Genomic DNA, 20,032 nt, shown 5'->3' with positions numbered 1-20,032 from the left:
AAGCGCACACATGAAAAAAATCTTCCTCATTTTGCTGCTGTTCGTGCTTCCGCTCCAGATGTCCTGGGCCGCGGCGAGCGCGTATTGCCTGCACGAGGAAGGCAAGGCGGCACAGCATCTGGGCCACCATAGCCACCAGCACAAGGCCGGGGCCGATAAACAAGCCAGTGTTGATAAAAAAGTGGCTGACCAGCAGAAAAAAGGCCAGCCGCACAGCGACTGCAACGTCTGCCATGGCATCGGCCATGCGTGGCTGCCAGCCGGCTCCAGCCTGCCCGTCGGCGACACCGCGTCCGTGAACGCGGACACTTCCCCCTTCTTTTACGCTTCCCACATCCCGGACGCTCCCAAGCGCCCTGACTGGTCATCGGCCGCCTAGGCCGACGGGACGTTTCAAGCACTGATCGCAATACGCGCGCCGGATAGACCCGGGCGCAAGCCGGTGCGTCCCGTCGAATTCTTTTTCCATTGCTTGGAGAATTCGATGCACCGATTCATCTTGTTACTTTCCGCTGGCCTGCTGGCCTGCAATCTTGCCCATGCGCAAGCACCTGCGGAAGCTGCCGGCCCCCTGACCTTGCCTGCCGCGCTGCTGCTCGCCGACAACGGCAACGCCACCCTGTCGGCCGCCCGCCATGAACTGGCCGCGCAAGGGGGCGCCCTGCAACAGGCGCGCGCCTTGCCCAATCCGGAACTGCAAACCGTGCTGGAAGACACGCAGCGCGCCACGCGCAGCACCACCGTGCAGCTGAACCAGTTGATCGAACTGGGGGGCAAGCGCGGCGCCCGCGCCGCCGTCGCCCAGCGCGGCGAAGACCTGGCGCAAGCGGGCCTGTCACTGCAGCAGGCAGACACGCGCGCCGCCGTCACTTCCGCCTTTGTCGACGTGCTGGCCGCCCAGGAAGGCTTGCGCCTGGCCGACAGCGCCCAGGCCCTGGCCGCGCGCGCCAGCGACATCACGGCGCGCCGGGTGACGGCCGGCAAGGCCTCGCCCGTCGAAGAAACGCGTGCCAAGGTTGCCGAAGCGAGTGTGCGGCTGGAACTGAACCTGGCCCGCAGCACCCTGGCCAGCGCCCGCAAGCGCCTGGCCGCCCTGTGGGGCAACGCCACGCCCCGCTTTACCCTGGCCGAGGGACGCCTGGAAAGCTTGCCGGAACTGCCCCCAAGCCGCGAACTGGCGGCGCGCCTGGCCCAGGCGCCGGCCGTGCGCCAGGCGCAAAGTGCACTGGCCCAGCGGCAAGCCATGCTGGACATGGAACAGCGGCGCGCCACGCCCGACGTCACCTTGAGCATCGGCATGAAGCGTTCGGAAGAGCTGGGCCGCAACCAGGCCATCATCGGCCTGGCCCTGCCGCTCCCCCTGTTCGACCGCAATGCGGGCAACAAGCTCGACGCCCTGCGCCGCAGCGACAAGGCCAGCGACGAGCTGGCCGCCGCCCGCATCGCCGTGCAAACGGCGGTCGCCGCCGCCGCCGAACGCCTGGCCACGGCCCGGCTCGACGTGGAAAGCTTGCGCCAGGACATCTTGCCTGGCGCCCAGAGCGCCTACGACGCGGCCAGCAAGGGCTTTGAGTTCGGCAAGTTTGCCTTCCTCGACGTACTCGATGCCCAACGCACCTTGCTGCAAGCCAAAAACCAATACCTGCGCGCGCTGACCGAAGCGCAGCACGCGGCCGCCGACATCGAGCGCCTGCTGGGCGCCCCCGCCTCCCTGTAAGGAAGACCATCCATGAACATCACACTCAACAAAAAGCAGGCGATCGCCATCGCTTCCATCGCGGCCGCCGGCATCGTGCTGACCATCCTCATCCTCGGCACGGGCAAATCCGACGCCACACCGGCTCCTGCCCTCAAGGCGGAAGCACATGCTGAAAAGAAAGATGAACACGGCCACGAAGAAGTGGAAGGCAGGCTGGAGCTGAACGCCGCCCAAAGCCAGGCGGCCGGTGTCGTCATCGCCACGGCAGCGCCCGGCCGCATCCAGACGACGGTGGCCCTGCCCGGCGAAATCCGTTTCAATGAAGACCGCACGGCCCACGTCGTGCCGCGCCTGGCCGGCGTGGTGGAAGCCGTGCAGGCGGACCTGGGCCAGCTGGTGAAAAAGGGGCAAGTGCTGGCCGTCATTGCCAGCACGGAACTGTCGGAACAGCGCAGCGCACTGCTGTCGGCGCAGCGGCGTTTATCGCTGGCCCGCTCCACGTATGAACGCGAAGAAAAACTGTGGCGCGAGAAAATTTCGGCCGAGCAAGATTACCTGCAGGCGCAGCAAGCGTGGCGCGAGGCGGAAATCGCCGTGCAAAATGCGCAGCAAAAACTCAGCGCCCTGGGCGCCTCCCCCAGCAGCAAGGGCCCGCTGAACCGTTATGACATCCGCGCGCCGTTCGATGGCATGGTGCTGGAAAAACATATCACCCTGGGCGAAGCCGTCAAGGAAGACGCGAACATCTTCGTCATTTCCGACCTGTCGACCGTGTGGGCGGAAATCGCCGTGCCGGCGAAAGACCTGGCCACCGTGCGCATGGGAGGCAAGGCGGAAGTGAAAGCCAGCGCCTTCGATGCCAGCGCGCAAGGCACGATCACCTATGTGGGCGCGCTGCTGGGCGAGCAGACGCGCACGGCCAAGGCACGCATCAGCTTGCTGAACCCGGACATGGCCTGGCGCCCGGGCCTGTTCGTCAGCGTGGAAGTGGTGTCCGGTGTAGCGGACGCGCCCGTCACCGTGCACAGCACGGCCATCCAGACGGTGGAAGACAAGCCCGTCGTCTTCGTGCAGGTGAAAGATGGCTACCAGGCCACGCCCGTGGTGCTGGGGCGCAGCGATGGCACATTGACGCACATCAAGCAGGGCCTGGCCGCCGGCACGCCGTACGCGGCGCAAGGCAGTTTTGTCCTGAAGTCCGAGCTGGGCAAGGACTCCGCCGGTCACGAACATTGATCACGCCAAAGCTAAGGAAACCATCATGTTTGAACGCTTGATCCGCTTCGCCATCGACCAGCGCTGGCTGGTGATGCTGGCCGTGGCCGCCATGGCTGGCCTGGGCATCTACAGCTATCAAAAGCTGCCCATCGACGCCGTGCCCGACATCACCAATGTGCAGGTGCAAATCAATACCCAGTCTGCCGGCTATTCGCCGCTGGAAACCGAGCAAAGGGTGACTTTTCCCATCGAGACGGCCATGGCCGGCTTGCCCAACCTGGAACAGACGCGCTCGCTGTCGCGCTATGGCCTGTCGCAAGTGACCGTGATCTTCAAGGATGGCACGGACATCTATTTTGCGCGCCAGATGATCAACGAGCGCTTGCAGGAAGCGAAGGAAAGCCTGCCGACCGGCATCACGCCCAAGATGGGCCCCGTTTCCACGGGCCTCGGCGAAATCTACCTGTGGACGGTGGAAACGCAAGACGGCGCGAAGAAGCCCGATGGCACGCCGTACACGCCGACGGACTTGCGCGAAATCCAGGACTGGATCATCAAGCCGCAGTTGCGCAATGTCACGGGCGTCACGGAAATCAATGCCATCGGCGGTTACGCCAAGCAATACCAGGTGGCGCCCTACCCGGAAAAACTGGCTGCTTACGGCATCAGCCTGCAAGACGTGGTGACGGCGCTCGATCGCAACAACAGCAACGTGGGCGCCGGCTACATCGAACGGCAGGGCGAGCAATTGCTGATACGTGCGCCGGGACAGGTGGCATCGAAAGACGACATCGGCAACATCGTTGTCGCCAATGTGCAAGGCGTGGCGATTCGCATCCGCGACGTGGCCGACGTGGTGCTGGGGCGCGAACTGCGCACGGGCGCGGCCACGGAAAATGGCCGCGAAGTGGTGCTGGGCACGGTCTTCATGCTGATCGGGCAAAACAGCCGTGCCGTGTCGCAAGCCGTCGACAAAAAGATGCTGGAGATCAACCGCAGCCTGCCAAAAGGCGTGCACGCCGTCACCGTGTATGACCGCACGGTCCTCGTCGACAAGGCGATCAATACGGTGAAGAAAAACCTGCTGGAAGGTGCGGTCCTGGTAATCGCCATTTTGTTTTTGTTCCTCGGCAATATCCGCGCGGCCGTCATCACGGCGACGGTGATTCCGCTGGCCATGCTGTTCACATTTACGGGCATGGTGCAATACCATGTGAGCGCCAACCTGATGAGTTTGGGGGCGCTGGACTTCGGCATCATCATCGATGGCGCCGTGGTCATCGTGGAAAACTGCGTGCGCCGCCTGGCCCATGCCCAGCAGAGACTGGGACGGCCCTTGACCTTGCAGGAACGTTTTGACGAAGTGTTTGCGGCATCGCAAGAAGCGCGCCGTCCTCTGCTGTACGGCCAGCTGATCATCATGGTCGTGTACCTGCCCATCTTCGCGCTGACGGGGGTGGAAGGGCGCATGTTTACGCCGATGGCCCTGACGGTGGTGATCGCCCTGCTGGGCGCCATGCTGCTGTCGATCACCTTCATTCCCGCCGCAGTGGCACTGTTTATCGGCGACAAGGTCGCGGAAAAAGAAAACGCCCTCATGCGCGCCGCAAAACGCTGGTATGCGCCGCTGCTGGACAAGGTGATGCGCAACACGCCCGTCGTGCTGACGGGCGCGGCGGTGGCCGTAGTGCTGTCGGGCTTGCTGGCCACGCGCATGGGCAGCGAATTCGTGCCCAGCCTGAACGAGGGGGACATCGCCATCCAGGCCTTGCGCATCCCCGGCACCAGCTTGAGCCAGTCGCTGGCCATGCAGCAGCAGCTGGAAAGCAAACTGATGAAAAACCACCAGGAAATCGCGCGCGTGTTCGCCCGCACGGGAACGGCCGAGATCGCGTCGGACCCCATGCCGCCGAATATTTCCGATGGCTACATCATGCTCAAGCCCCGCGATCAGTGGCCGGAAGCAAAGAAATCGCGCGAGCAATTGCTGGCGGAAATCGAAGCCACGGCCACCAGCTTGCCAGGCAACAATTATGAGTTTTCGCAACCGATCCAGCTGCGCTTCAATGAACTCATTTCCGGCGTGCGCAGCGACGTGGCAGTGAAACTGTTCGGCGACGATATGCTTGTCCTCGACAGCACGGCGGCGAAGATCGCTGGCGTGCTGGGCAAGATTGCCGGCGCCACGGAGGTGAAGGTCGAGCAGACGACGGGCTTGCCCATGCTGACGGTGCAGATCGACCGCGAGCAGACGGCCCGCTACGGCCTGAACATTGCCGACGTGCAAGCGGCGATTGCCACGGCCATCGGCGGGCAAGAGGCAGGCACCCTGTTCCAGGGCGACCGCCGCTTCGACATCGTCGTGCGCCTGCCCGACAGCCTGCGAAGCGACCTGGAGCAGTTAAAACGCCTGCCCATCGCCTTGCCCCTGGGCGTGGCGGCGGAAGGCCGCGCGCGCTTCATCCCGCTCGGTGAAGTCGCCAGCCTGCAAGTGGCGCCTGGGCCGAACCAGATCAGCCGCGAAGACGGCAAGCGCCGCATCGTCGTCAGCGCGAATGTGCGCGGACGCGATATCGGCTCCTTCGTGGCCGACGCCACGCAGCAGCTGCAAGCGCAAGTGGCCATTCCCCCCGGCTACTGGACCAGCTGGGGCGGCCAGTTCGAGCAATTGCAGTCGGCCACGAAGCGCCTGGAGCTGGTGGTGCCGGTGGCACTGGCGCTGGTGTTCGTCTTGCTGTTTGCCATGTTCGGCAAGGTGAAAGATGGTTTGCTGGTCTTCAGCGGCATCCCGTTCGCCTTGACGGGCGGCATCGTCGCCCTGTGGCTGCGCGACATTCCCATGTCGATCTCGGCAGCTGTCGGCTTCATCGCCCTGTCCGGCGTGGCCGTGCTGAACGGGCTGGTGATGATCGCCTACATCCGCCAGCTGCGCGAACAGGGCATGCCCTTGCAGGAGGCCATCAGCGAAGGGGCGATCACGCGCCTGCGGCCCGTGCTGATGACGGCGCTGGTAGCCTCGCTGGGCTTCGTGCCGATGGCCATCGCCACGGGCACGGGCGCCGAAGTACAGCGTCCGCTGGCCACCGTGGTGATCGGCGGCATCCTGTCGTCGACGGCACTGACCTTACTGGTGCTGCCGCTGCTGTACCGGCTGGCGTACCGCCGGCAGGAGGAGGTGGAAATGCAGGCCGCGCACGAAGGCGCGGCGGTACAGCTGAGTAAATAGAGACGCTAGAGACGCGCGCTACCGCATCAGCTTAAGCCGGCTTGCGGTAGCCGCCTTCGATCCAGTTCGCCGCCGCAGTGGCATTGAACTTGAACGCAGCCGAGGTACGCACCTTGGCGATCTGTTCGCCATCGGCATCGTAGGCGCTCAATTCCGCGTACGGGTGGTCTTCATCGGGGACGATGTCGAACATCACCTTGATTTGGCCCTCGTCGGTGGCGACAAACAGGTTTTTGTGCAATTGCGCATGCAACTGCTGCTCGTGACGGCGCAACACTTCCGAGGCCGTCTTCACCAGCGTATTAAACGCGTTGACGTCGAGCGGTTTCGGGTTTTTCTTGTCGCGGCCCATGGTCCACGGCCCCACCAGGGCCGGCTCCGGCTCGCCATCCTTGATCATGGCCACGGCCCAGCCTTCATCTTCCTCGTTCTTGATCACGCGCGCCGTCCAGCCATTGCCTACCCACAGGCGCGGCTCCTGGATAGGGGCGTCATTGTCTTGCTCGGCTGCTTCGTCGGAAAAGTCGGGAAAATCGGTACTCATGGCGGTGCTCGTGATGGAGGGTCGGGGCTAGCATGATAGTCGAAAACGCCCACCCGTGCCGCCTTGCCGCAAGCGCGACGGAACGTCACACGGCACGCGCCAGCCTGCCACCACGGCATCGCTCAGCACATGGACATGGCCGGCCGGTTGGGCCAGGTCAGCGGTGGACCAGGCGGTACCCAGCGCGGGTCGATGGCCGGCAGCGGCGCATGATAATTGAACGGGGTGATGATGATCGGCGGTATCGCCGATGGCGCGCCAACGGGCTCGGCGCAGGATTGCGTGGCGCTACGCTGGCGCATGATTCGATGGTCGCGGGGGGATAGCGATTGATCCCCGGTATCTGCAAACAAAAGCATGTTGCCCTCCTTGCGGGACTGAGGTGTTCAGTATAGGACGGCTTGCGCGCATTACAAGAAAAGAAATCTTGTTCTACATCAGCGTTTTCTGGCCGCCAGCACCTTCCATACCGTGATATTGACGGCCTGTCGCACGCCGCTGGCGGCAAGCCAGCCGTGCTCCTACAGTACAAGCATGCAACACCCCATTCCCCACACACTGAGGCTTACCATGAAAAAACTGCTCACCTTCGTCCTCATCGTCATGCTCGCCTGCCTGTTCCTCGACAAGATCGGCGGCAGCGACATGCACATGCAGTTGCACGGCGACGATATCGACGGTCCGCTGGAGTGGTTGTTCGGCCTGGTGTTTGCGGGCGGCGGCTTGCTGATCGCCGCCATTGCGCTGGTGTGCGCCGCCATCGTGACAGGAGTCGTCCTGGCTGGCGTGGGCGTGGTGCTGATCGCCGTCGTGGCCTTGTGCGTAGCGCTGGCGCTGGCATTGAGCACGCCTGTGCTGCTGCCGCTGCTGATACCCGTCGTGATCGTCTGGCTGATCATCAGCCGCAACCGGAAGCAATCGCAAGCGCGGCAGCACAGCCTGTAATCACTGCGCCATGTACTTGCTGAGCACGCCGCCGCTGCCGCCATCATTCTGTTCGATGCGGTTGCGCCCGCCCCGCTTGGCCCGGTACAGCGCTTCGTCGGCGCGCGCCAGCACGGCATCGCAATCGGCATCGGTGCCCACCAGTGCGGCCATGCCGATACTCACCGTGATACTGATCGAGATGCCGCCATCGGTGGTCAAGGCGCTTTCCGCCACGCGCCGGCGCAGCCGTTCGGCAAACACGGCCGCCGCCGCCAGGTCGGTGCCCGGCAGCAAGATGGCGAATTCCTCGCCGCCCACGCGGCCAGAGACGTCGACCTTGCGCTGCGCCTGACACATCAGCGCGCCCAGGTGGCGCAGCACGGTATCGCCCACCGCGTGGCCATACTCGTCGTTGACGCGTTTGAAGTGATCGATGTCGAGCATCAGCACGCTGGCACAGCTGGCCAGTTCGCGCTGCAAGCGGGCATGCTCGTTTTCCAGCGCCGCCATGAAGTGGCGCCGGTTCGGCAAGCCGGTGAGGAAATCGGTGGTAGCCAGCTGCAACAGTTCCGCATTCATGCGCTTGCGCTCGGTGATATCGAGCGAGGACACCATGACAAAGTCCAGACTGTCCGCATGGCCGGGCATCACCAGCAAGCTCAGTTCATTCTGCCGCGCCGCTCCATCGAGACGCACGAAGCTGCTCTCGCACTCGTACAGGTGGGCGCCGCCAGCCAGCGCCAGCAAGGCATCACCGAAACGGGGCAAGGCGCTGTCATCGAAATTCTGTGCCAGGCCCAGCGCGCCGCGGCGCTGGTCTTCCTCGTTGGCGCGCACCTGCGCCAGCGCGGCGCCGTTCGCGTCGATGATGCGCACCAGCCGCGCCAATCGTTGCAGCGCCCCCGGATTGGCCTGGAAGTGGGCGCCAAGGTCGTGCACGCCCGCTTGCTCAAGAGCATCGAGCGCGGCGCGCACGGCCGACCAGTCCTGTTCCCACAGGGCCACGGGCGCATGGTCATACAGGCTGCGGAAACGCGCTTCGCCGGCGCGCAGGGCCAGCGCCACCTGCGCCTGTTCGATGGCCATGCCGGCCAGGTGCGCCGCCTCGCTCAGCCGTGCCAGATGTGCCGCGCCCGGCAAGGTGGGCTGGCGGTGATACGCCATCAGCACACCGAGCAGCTTGCCCGAGCCGCCACGCACGGGCTCGGCCCAGCACGATTGCAGCTGGGCCAGCCAGGCCGGCTCCATCGTCGCCTGCGTATCGGCAGCGGCATGCAGATCACCCACGATCACGCGCTGGCCGTCGCGCAGCGCCTGCGCGGCGATGCCATGCACGCCGTGCAGGGTGTCGAGGTTATGCCCATGGCTGGACAGGTTGAAAAACGCAGGCAGGCTCGGCGCCGCGCCCAGCACCAGGCGGTGACGGCTTTCATCGAGCAGCAAGATGCTGCACAGCATGGCAGGATGGTCGGCTTGCACGCTCAGCACCACGCTTTCCAGCACGCGTTCGAGCGGCGCACCCGTGGCCAGCATTTCCAGCACCTGGCGTCGCGTGTGCTCGCGCCGTTCCATCTGGCTGCGCTCGCTGATATCGCGGAAGGTCCACAAGCGCGCCTGTTCGTTACCCAGTTGCATGCTGCGCACATATTGCTCGACCACCCGCCCATCGCGCAGGTGCAGCACGTCGCGCCGCTCGCGGTGGCCGTGCGGCGCATGGGCACGTGCCCCCAGGAACGGCGCCGCCTGCTCCAACTGGCTTTCCACATGGCGCACCAGCGCCGAGCCATCGGCTTGCCAGTCGAGCGCGTCGGACACTTGCCACAGCTCGCGGAAGCGCCGGTTCGAGGTGTAAATGCGGCCTTCGATGTTGTCAACCAGAATGCCGTCGATGGTCGAATCGAGGATGCTGCGCAGCATGGCCTGGCTGCGCTGCGCGGCCTCGGCCATCGCCAGCACGCTCGCCTGTCCCTGCTCGAGCTGGGCGGTCAGCTCGCTCGAACGCGCCAGCGCCGCCTGGGCGCGGGCACGCCCCGCCGCCAGCAGCCAGGCCGCCAGCGCCAGCACGACGCTGGCCAGCAAGCCGGTCCAGGCCACTACGCGCGGCCGCGCCAGCAACTCGCCATCGAAGCCGGGCATGGCGCGCACGCGCAAGGTCCATTCATGGCCGGCGATGGTGATTGCTTGCTGCGACAGCAGGCTGTCCGAGGCGGCAGACGACAAGGCGCCCGGCAAGCTGTCATACATCAGGGCCGCCTGGGCCAGTTGCACGCCATCATAGATTTCCAGGTCAAGTTGGCGCGCCCCCTCGCCGCCCACGCCCGCCATCAGGTCAGCCATGCGGAAGGGCGCAAACACCCAGGCGCGCAAGGCGGCGCGCCGCTGCGCCACGTTGGCATGCGGCAAGCCATTGTCATACACGGGCAGCACCACCAGGAAGCCATGCGCCTGAGCGCCGTCGCCATCTTGCACCAGGTGGATCTTGCCCGTCATGGCGGCTTGACCCGTGTCGCGCGCCTGCTCAAGCGCGGCGCGGCGCACGGGCTCATACCAGAGGTCATAGCCGAAGGCCAGCAGGTTGCTCTCGCTTAAAGGCTCCAGAAAGGTGATGGGCGCATGCCAGGCACGCTGGCCATGCGGACGCACGGCATAGGCAGGATAGCCTTCCGCGCGCACGCTGGCCTCGTGCCGCGCCAGCGCGGTACCGGGCAACAGCGGCACGTAGCCGATACCATGGATGCCGGGAAAGTGGCGATCGACCTGCTGCACCGCCAGATAGGCGTGGAATTCGCGGCGCGTGACGTCCTGCGAACTGGCATGCAGTCCCTGCACGCCGTGCAGCACCTGGATGTAGGTCTGCATGCGGACGACGATGTTGCCCACCAGTTCGCGCACGCGGAAGTCAAAATCGGCCTGCACCTGCTGCTCGCTGGCGTCGCGGGCATTGCGCCAGGCGCCATACGTCAGTCCCAGGCACAGCGCCAGCACCAGCACGGCCAGCACGCGCGGTCCCACCCAGTGCGACACTGGCCGGGCAAACCACGATGAAGATGTGCGTGTAGGCATGGCAGGCTGACAAGCAGAACGGAGATCAAACCGCTACACGGCCAGCAACAGGGCTGGCAGCGGGCTGCACGATTACCATCGGTAGTCGATGAGAATGATAGTACGTTACAGCGGGCGCCCTTGCAATGCTGAGTAATGTGTCAAAAAGACCACATATTTCGCAGGTGCAATGATGTGTACTCCAGGAAAATCCGATGCCGTGAAAACCATCGCACTAGCCGCTGGTATGATCGCCCCGCCATCCACCAAGAAGGAGACTCGTTTGCAGCAAGATAGCTGGCAGGGAAGCTTATGGCTGGCGCCGGACTTTGCCATCTTGCATGGCGCAGTGGGCGCCACGGCGAGCCACGCCCACTATGCACATCAGTTGATGCTGAGCACGGGTGCGCCCTTCATGGCGGAACTCGACGGCAAGCTCCACACGGCGCAGCACTTGCTGGTCGAGAGCCTGCGCCCGCACGCCATCCTGAGTGCGCCAGCCCCCATGCTGACCATCTATGCGGAACCGCAGCGCCTGAGCGGCGCGGCCCTGCTGGCAGCCGTCGGCAGCGCAGGCGCACCCAGCCTGGACAATCTGGCCGCCGCGCTGCAGGCCCAGCCACGCGAGCATTTGCCCGATCCCCGCTTGCGGCGGGCGCTGGACAAGGTCGATGCGCTGTTATCCGGCAAGGTCAGCGCGACGGTCATCGCCGAGGCGGCCCATTTGTCCCTGAGCCAGGTGGAACGCCTGTTCAGCGCACAGCTGGGCTTGCCCGTGCGGCAACTGGTGTTGTGGCGCCGCTTGCGCCTGGCCATCCGTTTTATATTGCTCGGCAGCACCCTGACGGATGCGGCCCACGGCGCCGGCTTTGCCGATGCCGCGCATTTTTCGCGCACCATGCGCAGCCTGTTCGGCGTGCGCGCCGACCGCAGCTTGCGCCAGCTCAACGTCAAGCTGCTCGACTGACTTGTCGCCTAAGACCCGTGGCGCAAGCCCACCGGCAGCTCGGGCGCACGCACGCCCTCTTCCGCGCGCAGCGGTTCGATCAATTGCGCCCCATACGCGAGCGGGTAATCGGGGCGGCTGCCGATGCCCAGGTCCTCGCCCCGCATGCGGTAGCCGGGCGCATCGAAACGCGTGCCCAGCAGGCGGTCCCAGCAGGTAAAGAACAGGCCGAAATTCACGTCGCCCGCCGTGCCGTATTTCATGTGGTGAAAACGGTGCAGTGGCGCCCAGGCAAACACGTGGCGCAGCGGGCCCATGCGTATGTCGACATTTGCGTGCTGCAATAACAGCTGGATCGCCACGGCAAACGCCAGCACGGCCATGACACTCCCGGGGATGCCCAGCAACAGCAGGGGCAGCATGCCGCCCACCGCCTCCAGCAGCAAATGCAGCGGGTGTTTCATCCAGCCATTGAAGCCGTACATACGCTGCACGCTATGGTGCACGGCGTGCAATTTCCACAGGAAATAGTAGCGGTGGCTCAGGTAATGCACGAGCGTGATGCCGCAGTCGGCGATGAGGATGGCCAACAGCAGTTGCGCCCAGAATGGCAGTTGGACCGGCCAGAATGCGCCCAGCGCCACCTGCCCTGCCAGCAGGGGAAAGATCGTCAGGCCCAGCAGGTACAGCGCCTCGTTGACGAGCGCGTGCAGGACGTCGCGCCAGCCGTCGCCCTGAGCGTGGTTCCACGCGCCGTCATACGGCAGATAGCGTTCGGCAAGCAAGGACGTGAGCAGGGCCAGCAGCAGCAAGGGCGGCAAGACCCAGTGAGAGTAGTGGCAAACCGCAATCAGGCAACTGGCGGCGCCGATGAAGCCGGCCCAGAACACGGGACCGTACAGCGCGGCAAAGAAGGATTTCATGGCAAGGCGCTCCTGTGGCAAAAACCACAGCATGGCCTTCCACCCTGCCGCGCCGCTTGAAGAAACGGCGCAAACTATTGACTACTGCGCAGCTTTTCTCGCCGCGTATTGCTGGTAGCCATTCGCACGCAGGGCACAGGCGGGGCAGGTGCCGCAACCATAGCCCCAGTCGTGCAGCTCACCCCGCTCGCCCAGGTAACAGGTATGCGTGCCGCTGCGGATCAGGTCGACCAGCGGCTGGCCACCCAGGTCTTCGGCCAGGTCCCAGCTTTGGGCCTTGTCCAGCCACATCAGCGGCGTTTCCAGTTTCAAACGCGTGTTCATGCCCAGATTCAGGGCCACTTGCAGGGCCTTCATCGTGTCGTCGCGGCAATCCGGGTAGCCGGAGAAATCCGTCTCGCACATGCCACCCACGAGCACCGTCAAGCCGCGGCGATAGGCCACGGTGGCGGCCACCGTCATGAACAGCAAGTTGCGCCCAGGAACAAAGGTGTTCGGCAAGCCGTTTTCCTGCATGACGATCTCGACGTTCTGCGTCATGGCCGTATCGGAAATGGCGGAAATCAATGACAGGTCGATCATGTGATCCTGGCCCAGTCGGCGGTCCCACTCGGGCGACTGCTGGCGCATTTGTTCGAGCACGCCGGGACGCACCGTCAGTTCGATTGCATGACGCTGTCCATAGTCAAAGCCGATGGTTTCCACTCGGCTATAGTGCTTCAAGGCCCAGGCCAGGCAGGTGGTGGAATCTTGTCCACCGCTAAAGAGCACCAGTGCGGAGTCCGTTGCTAGCATAATTTCTTTCTTTTCAGTTTTACTCTGTTGCAATCGTGCGCGGGGAAACCTGATTCCTCGCGCAAAAAATACTTATTCGTCCGCCATCAGTTTACCTATTCCGGTAACATGCAGTCAGCATTTACTCAACTGGAGCACCATGTTTTCTGCACGACCCATACGGCATACGGCTGCCGGCAAGGCGATACGACCACGAATTTTGGCACAAGTAGTGACAAAAGTAATGGGTCAACTGACACTGGCGGCCGCCGGCAGTGTCATCTTGACATGCCCGATCGCCCAGGCCCGCGCGCAGGAAGCGACGCAAGAGCGCGCGCCAGAGCTCCCGCAAGACGCCGTTGCAGACAGCCCCGTCAGCACGGAAGCGGCGCCCGCCCCGCTGCAGTACGAGGTCAAGGTCAACGCGCCAGGCGACCTCGACGAGTTGCTGGAAAAAAACCTGGACCTGGAACGCTTCCGCGGCAACCCGCGCATGGACCGCGAGCAATTACAGCGCCTCGTGCGTGATACCCCTGAGCAAGCCAGGAACCTCATCGCCACGGCCGGCTACTATACGCCCGTCGTCACGGTGCGCGTCGACACGACGGGCGCCAAGCCCGTCGTCATCGTCGACGTCGACCCGGGAGCACCGGTGACCATTGACAAGGTCGAGCTGGAATTGCGCGGCTTCGATCCCACGCCGCCGCTGGCCGCCTCCGAACCGTATGATACGGAAGCGCTCAAGCGCAGCTGGCCGCTGAAGACGGGCAGCGTGTTTCGCCAGGCCGACTGGGAATCGGCCAAGCGCGCGCTGCTGCGCGAAGTGGTGCAGACGCGCTATCCGCGCGCCCAGCTGGCCGATACGCAAGCCGTGGTCGACCCGGAAACGCACACGGTCTCGCTGCTGGTGGTGCTCGACAGCGGCCCCGAGCTGCGCTTCGGCGAATTGCGCATCGAAGGCTTGAAACGCTACCCGGAAGCCATCATCCGCAACCTCGGCAAGATACGCCCTGGCGAGTACTACAGCGAATCGGCGCTGCAATCGTTCCAGGCGCGCCTGCAGGACACCGGCTACTTTGCCAGCGTCGAAGTGAGTGCCGACATGAGCAGCATCCTGGGCGAGCAGATCGAGGCAGGCCAGGAAAGCCAGCAAGCCGAGGTCGCCGGCGCAGACGCCCAGCCCGCCAAGCGCGGTCCCGCGCCGCTGCTGCCGCTGGTGGTGCGCGTGACGGAAAACAAGCAGCAGAACGTCAGCGCCGGTCTCGGTTTCAGTACGAATACGGGTAATCGCGCGCAGCTCAACTATGACAACCTCAACGTGTGGGGCACGCGCTTCAAGAGCGCCCTCACCATGGAAACGAAGAAACAGGCGGCGCACGCCAACTTCTATTTCCCCACCACCGCGCGCGGCTACAACGACAGCGCGGGCGCCTCGTTCGAGCGCAGCGACATTTCCAACGAAATCACGGCCGTCACCACCATCTCGGCCAAGCGCAACTGGGGCGGCACCAACCTCGAGCGCAGCCTGACGTTCGAGTTCCTCAGCGAAGACAAGACCGTCGTGGGACTGGAGCAGACACGCAGCAAAAGCTTGCCGCTGACCTATGCCATCACCAAGCGCAGCCTCGACAGCCTGCTATTTCCCACCAAGGGCTATGTCATCAATGCCCAGGTGGGCGGCGCCCTGCTGCCGGTGCTGACGGACGAGCGCTTCGTGCGCGTGGCCGGCAAGACCGTGTATTACCGTCCGCTGGGCGAAAAAGGCGAGCTGATCTTGCGCGGCGAAATGGGCGCGCTCGGTTCGAAAGAAAAACGCGGCGTACCGGCCGTCTACCTGTTCCGCGCAGGCGGCGACCAGTCGGTGCGCGGCTATGGCTACCAGGAACTGGGCGTGAGGGAAGGCGATGCCACCGTCGGCGGGCGCTATATGCTCACCGGCAGCGCCGAATACCAGTACTGGTTCAAGCCCAAGTGGGGGATTGCCGCCTTCTATGACGCCGGTAACGCAGCCGACACGGTGAAGGCGGCCATGACGCCGAAATCGGGCTACGGCCTGGGCGGACGCTACAAGAGTCCCGTCGGCCCCATCAATGTCGACGTGGCGTATGGCCATGCCGTTCAAAAATACCGTTTGCACTTCTCTCTGGGATTCACTTTCTGATGTCTGATATTACTACCGAGTCCCACGACGCCACGCCGCCCCCGCCGGCGAAGAAACCGCGCCGGGCGCTGCGCTACCTCTTGATCGCCGTCGCCAGCCTGGCCGTGCTGCTGGGCGCCGCTTTCTGGTTCCTGGGCCGCGAATCGACCTTGCAGATGCTGGTGCAAAAAGTGGCCAGCGCCAGCGGCGGCGAGATCGAAGTGTCGGGTGTGTCCGGCTCGCTCTACGATCGCATGCACCTGGGTCACGTCAGTTACCGCAGCAAGACGCAGCACATCACGGCCGACAACATCGACATCAACTGGTCGCCGTTCCAGTTCTTCTCGGAAGGCATCGCCATCAGCGAACTGCACGTCGCCAGCCTGTCCGTGGAAAGCACGGCGCCGTCCGAGGAAGCATCGACGATGCCGGCCAGCCTGGCCTCGCCCTTCCAGATCGGCATTGCCGACGCGCGCCTGGACAAGGTGACGCTCATCAGCGCGGGCGGCAATACGGTGTTTGAAAAAATCCATTTCAGCTTGTCGGGCGACAAGACGCAATGGCAGTTGAAAGACGCTTCAGCGCTGACGCCGTTTGGCCAGGCCACGGCCAGCGCGACGATTGCCGCCACGCAGCCGTTCAAACTGTCAGGCAAAGCCGGCTTGACGCAGCTCAATGCCGCCGCCGGCGAAAAACCGGCCGCCCTGAATCTGCAGCTGGGCGGCGACCTGAATGTGCTGAACGTGACGGCCAAGGGCAGCGCGGGCGCGGCCACGGCCGACGCCCAGCTGGCGCTGGCGCCGTTCGACCCCGTCATCATCCTGCACTCGGCCAGCATCCGTGGCCGCAACATCAATCCGGGCAAGTTCGACGCGACCCTGCCACAGGCGGACCTGAGCCTGGAACTCGACGCCGCCATCGACACCCGCCCCAACGCGCAAACCGTGTCGGGCAAGCTGGCTATCCTCAACCATGCCACACCGGGCCCCATCGACCAGCAAAAGCTGCCGCTGCGCCAGTTCGAGGCGCGCCTGGGCGGCACCTTGACGGCCACGACTTTAGAATCGGCCATCATCGACTTCGGCAACGCGGGCAAGTTCACGGGCAGCGGCAAGCTCAAGCGCGACGCCGCCGACGCTCCCATCGGCACTGCACAACTGACCTTGCACACGGACAAGATCGACTTGCAGCACATTTACAGCAGTATCAACAGCACGAAGATCGTCGGCGATATCGTGCTCGACAGCGACGGCAAGACGCAGACCCTGCGCGCCAAGCTCGGTGAAGCCAAGCTGCGCCTGGACGTGGAAGCCACCCTGGCCGATTCCCTGGTGCAACTGCGCAAGGCAACCTTGCAGGCAGGCAAGAGCAGCGTCAACGCGACGGGCCAGATCAGCCTGAAGGACGAACAGCCCTTCAAGGCCGTGGCCAATGCCAGCCGCCTCAATCCCGCTGACTTCGGCGCCTTCCCCGTGGCCGACCTGAACCTCGACGTGCGCGCCTCTGGTCACGTGGCACCGCAATGGCTGGCGAATGCGGACTTCACCGTGCGCCCCAGCAAGCTGCTCGACCAACCCCTGTCAGGCAAGGGCAAGCTGACGGCCGATGCAGCCCATTTCAGCGGCATCGACGTGCAATTGGCACTGGGCAAGAACAACGTGACGGCCAAGGGCAACTTTGGAGGCGCCGGCGAAAAGCTCAACTGGAATGTCGATGCGCGCCAGCTCACCGCCCTGCAGGGCGACTTGCTGGGCAGCGTGCTGGCCAGCGGCGTGGTGCAAGGCACCTTGCAGCAGCCGCGCACGACGTTTGTTGCCGATGCGAAGGGATTGGGCCTCACCAGCGGCAAGCGCCCCGCGCCTGACAGCGCCATCCACGCCAGCGGCGAGGTGGGCTTGACGGGGCCGAAGCAGGAAACGGAATTGAAAATGACGGGGTCCTTGCAAAAGATCAACCCGGCCGCGTTTGGTGCTGCACTGCCCAATGGCAACGTGAATGCGGATTTCAGCGGCGGCGGCCGCCTGAGCGGCGATTGGCAAGTGGCCCTCAACCTGGCACTGCGCGAATCGACCCTGCAAAACGCGCCGCTGGCCGGCTACGCCAAACTGTCGGCCAACGCGAAACGGGTCGACAGCGTGGATGCGGAACTGCGCCTGGGGCCGAACAGCCTGCTGGCCAAGGGTGCGCTGGGCGGCGCCACCGACAAGTTGACGTGGAAACTCGATGCGCCGCAACTGTCGAGCCTGGGCCCGCGCTTTGCCGGCGTGCTGCAGGCAGCCGGCTCGGTCAGCGGCAAGATGGACGCACCGGCCGCGCAACTGACGCTCGACGGCCGTGACCTGACCTTATTTGGCGACCAGCAACTGAAAGCCGTGAAAGGCAGCGCCAGCGTGGGTGCCGGCCAGGGCGCGCTCGCCCCCATGGTCAGCGCGCTGGAGATCACCGGCTACAGCACGCCCTCCTTCAAGCTGGCCAGCGCCCGTCTGGGCACGACAGGCACGCGCGGCAACCATACGCTCAGTTTGACGGCGCGCAATGACGATTTTGATGCCACCGTGCACATCCGGGGCAACCAGAACGGCGCCAACTGGACGGGCACGATCGACAGCCTGCAAAACAAGGGCCGCTATGCGCTCGTGCTGCAAGCGCCCGTGCCGGTGAAAGTGGCCGGTCCCGCCGGCAGCGGCGTGGCGGGCCTGGGCCAGCCGGAACAGATCAGCGTGGGCAACACCGTCATCAAATTGCCAGCAGGCAGCATCACCATGCAAAGCCTGGTCAAGAACGGCCCCCGCTGGACCAGTTCCGGCCAGGCCGCTGGCGTGGCCCTGACCTATCTGGCGCAAGTGATCCCCTCGCTGCAAGCCAATGCGCGCAGCGACCTGACCCTGGGCGCGCAATGGTCGCTCGACATGCAAGTACCAACAGCCAAGCAGAAAGACCCGTCATTGGCCGGCATGCTGCATATTTACCGGGAAAAAGGCGACGTGACGGTGGGCGTGGAACAGCCGCTGGCGCTGGGCTTGCGCACCCTCGATGCCCGCGTCGACGTGGCCAACCAGCAACTGCGCCTGGCCGTGAAACTGGACGGCGCGCGCGCGGGACAGAGCGATATCAATGCCACCGTGCAAATGCTGGGCGGACGCATCAGCAATGACAGCGCGCTCTCGCTGACGGGCACCACCAACATCGCTTCGCTGGCGTGGCTGGCGCCGTTGACGGGCCAGCCGGGCCTGGAGCTGGGCGGTGCCTTGAAGGTCGCCTTGTCTGGCAGCGGCAGCATCGGCGCGCCGCAATTGAATGGCGACATCAGCGGCAGCAAGTTGCTGGTGAACTGGGCCGACCAGGGCTTGAAATTGCGCAATGGCGTGTTGCAAGCCAAGCTGGCCGGCGATCAACTGCAATTGCAGCGCCTGAGCTTTGACGGCGGCGATGGCAAGGTGCAGGCAGACGGCTGGGTACGCTTTGCGAATGGCGAAGCGAGCCTGGAACTGAAACTGATGGCCGACCGGCTGCAGGCGCTGTCGCGTCCCGACCGCACCTTGATCCTGTCCGGCAACAGCACCCTGGTGCGCAACGACAAGCGCTTCAGCTTTGAGGGCAAGTTCAAGGCCAACCGCGCGCTGATCGAACTGGCACCGCAAGATACCCCCACGCAAAGCAGCGACGTGGTGGTGCTGGGCAAGGAAGTCAAGGGCAGCAAGGGAGCACCATCCTTGCCCCTGAATATCGACCTCGAATTCGACCTGGGCAACGCCTTCCACTTGCGCGGCATGGGGCTCGACGCCGACCTGGCGGGCAATATACGCGCCCGCGTCATCAACCGCGCCGCGCCGCGCGTGACGGGCAGCATCAAGGTTGCCAACGGCCAGTACGCCGCCTACGGGCAAAAGCTGTCGATCGAACGGGGCTTGATCGCCTTCACCGGCGCCTACGACAACCCGTCCCTGAACATCCTGGCCGTGCGCAAGCGGCCGGAGGGTGAGGCGCTGTCGGAAACGAATGTGGAAGCGGGCGTGGAAGTGCGCGGCACGGCGCAGGCGCCGACGGCCAAGCTGGTCTCCACGCCGAGCGTGTCGGACAGCGACAAGCTGGCCTGGCTGATCCTGGGCCACGGCGCGGAAACGGCGGCTGGCGATGAAATGGCCCTGCTGACGACGGCCGCAGGCGCCCTCTTCGGCGGCTCCGGCGGAGGCTTGCAAGGCAAACTGGCCAATTCGCTGGGTCTCGACGAAGTGGGCCTGTCGCAGGCGCAAGGGCTGGAAAGCACGGTCGTCACCGTCGGCAAGCGCCTGTCGTCGCGCGCCTACCTGACGTTCGAGCAAGGCACGAGCACGGCGACGAGCCTGGTCAAGCTGCGCTACAAGCTGAACCGCCGCATCACCCTGCAATTCCAGACCGGCACGAACAACGCCCTGGACGTTTTGTACACCTGGGCGTTTGATTGACCCAACGCCGTCAAAACCTACTGCGCGTCGTGATTTGCGGCCTGCGATGCTCACTGTGCTAAAGCACAGCTGCGCTTCTCTGCCGCAACTCACTGCCGCTCGCTACGGTTTTTTTGGGCGTTGGCTTTGGAATGCAATAAAACACAAA

13 protein-coding genes are annotated in these 20,032 nt (G+C 64.5%); 8 read left to right on the top strand and 5 right to left on the bottom strand.

The genetic code is table 11. From position 1 onward, the window contains the following. The first annotated feature begins 10 nt into the window (after positions 1-10). From czcI to K0F85_RS18275, 4 genes are all read left to right on the top strand, one after another. A complete protein-coding gene (gene czcI, locus K0F85_RS18290) occupies positions 11-379 on the top strand; it encodes a cation efflux protein, CzcI family (protein WP_219117384.1) in 369 nt (122 codons plus the stop codon). 105 nt (positions 380-484) lie between these two features. Further along, the gene (locus K0F85_RS18285) at positions 485-1,717 is read left to right on the top strand and encodes a TolC family protein (protein WP_219117383.1); all 1,233 of its coding nucleotides are present in this window, start codon (positions 485-487) and stop codon (positions 1,715-1,717) included. Between the two features lie 12 nt (positions 1,718-1,729). After that, a complete protein-coding gene (locus tag K0F85_RS18280) occupies positions 1,730-2,935 on the top strand; it encodes an efflux RND transporter periplasmic adaptor subunit (protein WP_219117382.1) in 1,206 nt (401 codons plus the stop codon). A 25-nt stretch (positions 2,936-2,960) separates the two neighbouring features. Beyond that, positions 2,961-6,143, top strand: a complete 3,183-nt coding sequence (locus K0F85_RS18275) for an efflux RND transporter permease subunit (protein ID WP_219117381.1) — start codon at positions 2,961-2,963, stop codon at positions 6,141-6,143. A gap of 31 nt (positions 6,144-6,174) precedes the next feature. Here K0F85_RS18275 and K0F85_RS18270 read toward each other — a convergent pair whose 3' ends face one another. Both K0F85_RS18270 and K0F85_RS18265 read right to left on the bottom strand, forming a co-directional pair. Then, complete coding sequence (locus K0F85_RS18270; protein WP_219117380.1) at positions 6,175-6,687, bottom strand: hypothetical protein; 513 nt, start codon at positions 6,685-6,687, stop codon at positions 6,175-6,177. Positions 6,688-6,809: 122 nt separating this feature from the next. Continuing rightward, positions 6,810-7,046 carry a hypothetical protein gene (locus K0F85_RS18265; protein WP_219117379.1) on the bottom strand — a complete coding sequence of 79 codons (237 nt, stop codon included), beginning with the start codon at positions 7,044-7,046 and terminating at the stop codon, positions 6,810-6,812. Positions 7,047-7,257: 211 nt separating this feature from the next. Between K0F85_RS18265 and K0F85_RS18260 the strand changes: the two genes are divergently transcribed. Further along, the gene (locus K0F85_RS18260; RefSeq protein ID WP_219117378.1) at positions 7,258-7,632 is read left to right on the top strand and encodes a hypothetical protein; all 375 of its coding nucleotides are present in this window, start codon (positions 7,258-7,260) and stop codon (positions 7,630-7,632) included. Here the strand turns inward: K0F85_RS18260 and K0F85_RS18255 are convergent, their stop codons facing one another. Continuing rightward, complete coding sequence (locus K0F85_RS18255) at positions 7,633-10,677, bottom strand: CHASE domain-containing protein (protein WP_257572860.1); 3,045 nt, start codon at positions 10,675-10,677, stop codon at positions 7,633-7,635. A 199-nt stretch (positions 10,678-10,876) separates the two neighbouring features. On the opposite strand from K0F85_RS18255, the gene K0F85_RS18250 reads away from it, so the two are divergent. Then, positions 10,877-11,623, top strand: a complete 747-nt coding sequence (locus tag K0F85_RS18250) for an AraC family transcriptional regulator (protein WP_219117377.1) — start codon at positions 10,877-10,879, stop codon at positions 11,621-11,623. Positions 11,624-11,631: 8 nt separating this feature from the next. On the opposite strand, the gene K0F85_RS18245 is transcribed toward K0F85_RS18250, so the two are convergent. Both K0F85_RS18245 and queC read right to left on the bottom strand, forming a co-directional pair. Next, positions 11,632-12,525: a sterol desaturase family protein gene (locus K0F85_RS18245; RefSeq protein ID WP_219117376.1), complete on the bottom strand. Its 894-nt coding sequence runs from the start codon at positions 12,523-12,525 to the stop codon at positions 11,632-11,634. Positions 12,526-12,606: 81 nt separating this feature from the next. Further along, on the bottom strand, positions 12,607-13,320 hold the full coding sequence (gene queC, locus K0F85_RS18240; RefSeq protein ID WP_219117375.1) for a 7-cyano-7-deazaguanine synthase QueC: 714 nt from the start codon (positions 13,318-13,320) through the stop codon (positions 12,607-12,609). A gap of 223 nt (positions 13,321-13,543) precedes the next feature. On the opposite strand from queC, the gene K0F85_RS18235 reads away from it, so the two are divergent. Together K0F85_RS18235 and K0F85_RS18230 are read left to right on the top strand one after the other, a co-directional pair. After that, positions 13,544-15,460 (top strand): autotransporter assembly complex family protein, encoded by a 1,917-nt coding sequence (locus K0F85_RS18235; RefSeq protein WP_219117374.1) that lies wholly within the window; start codon positions 13,544-13,546, stop codon positions 15,458-15,460. Then, a complete protein-coding gene (locus K0F85_RS18230) occupies positions 15,460-19,884 on the top strand; it encodes a translocation/assembly module TamB domain-containing protein (protein ID WP_219117373.1) in 4,425 nt (1,474 codons plus the stop codon). The genes K0F85_RS18235 and K0F85_RS18230 overlap by 1 nt, the downstream gene beginning before the upstream one ends. The last annotated feature ends 148 nt before the right edge of the window (positions 19,885-20,032 follow it).

Source organism: Janthinobacterium sp. UMAB-56, from assembly GCF_900095265.1.
GTDB lineage: Bacteria > Pseudomonadota > Gammaproteobacteria > Burkholderiales > Burkholderiaceae_D > Janthinobacterium.
The sequence above is the reverse complement of the archived record's forward strand: the minus strand, read 5'-3'. Positions and strand labels throughout refer to the sequence as shown.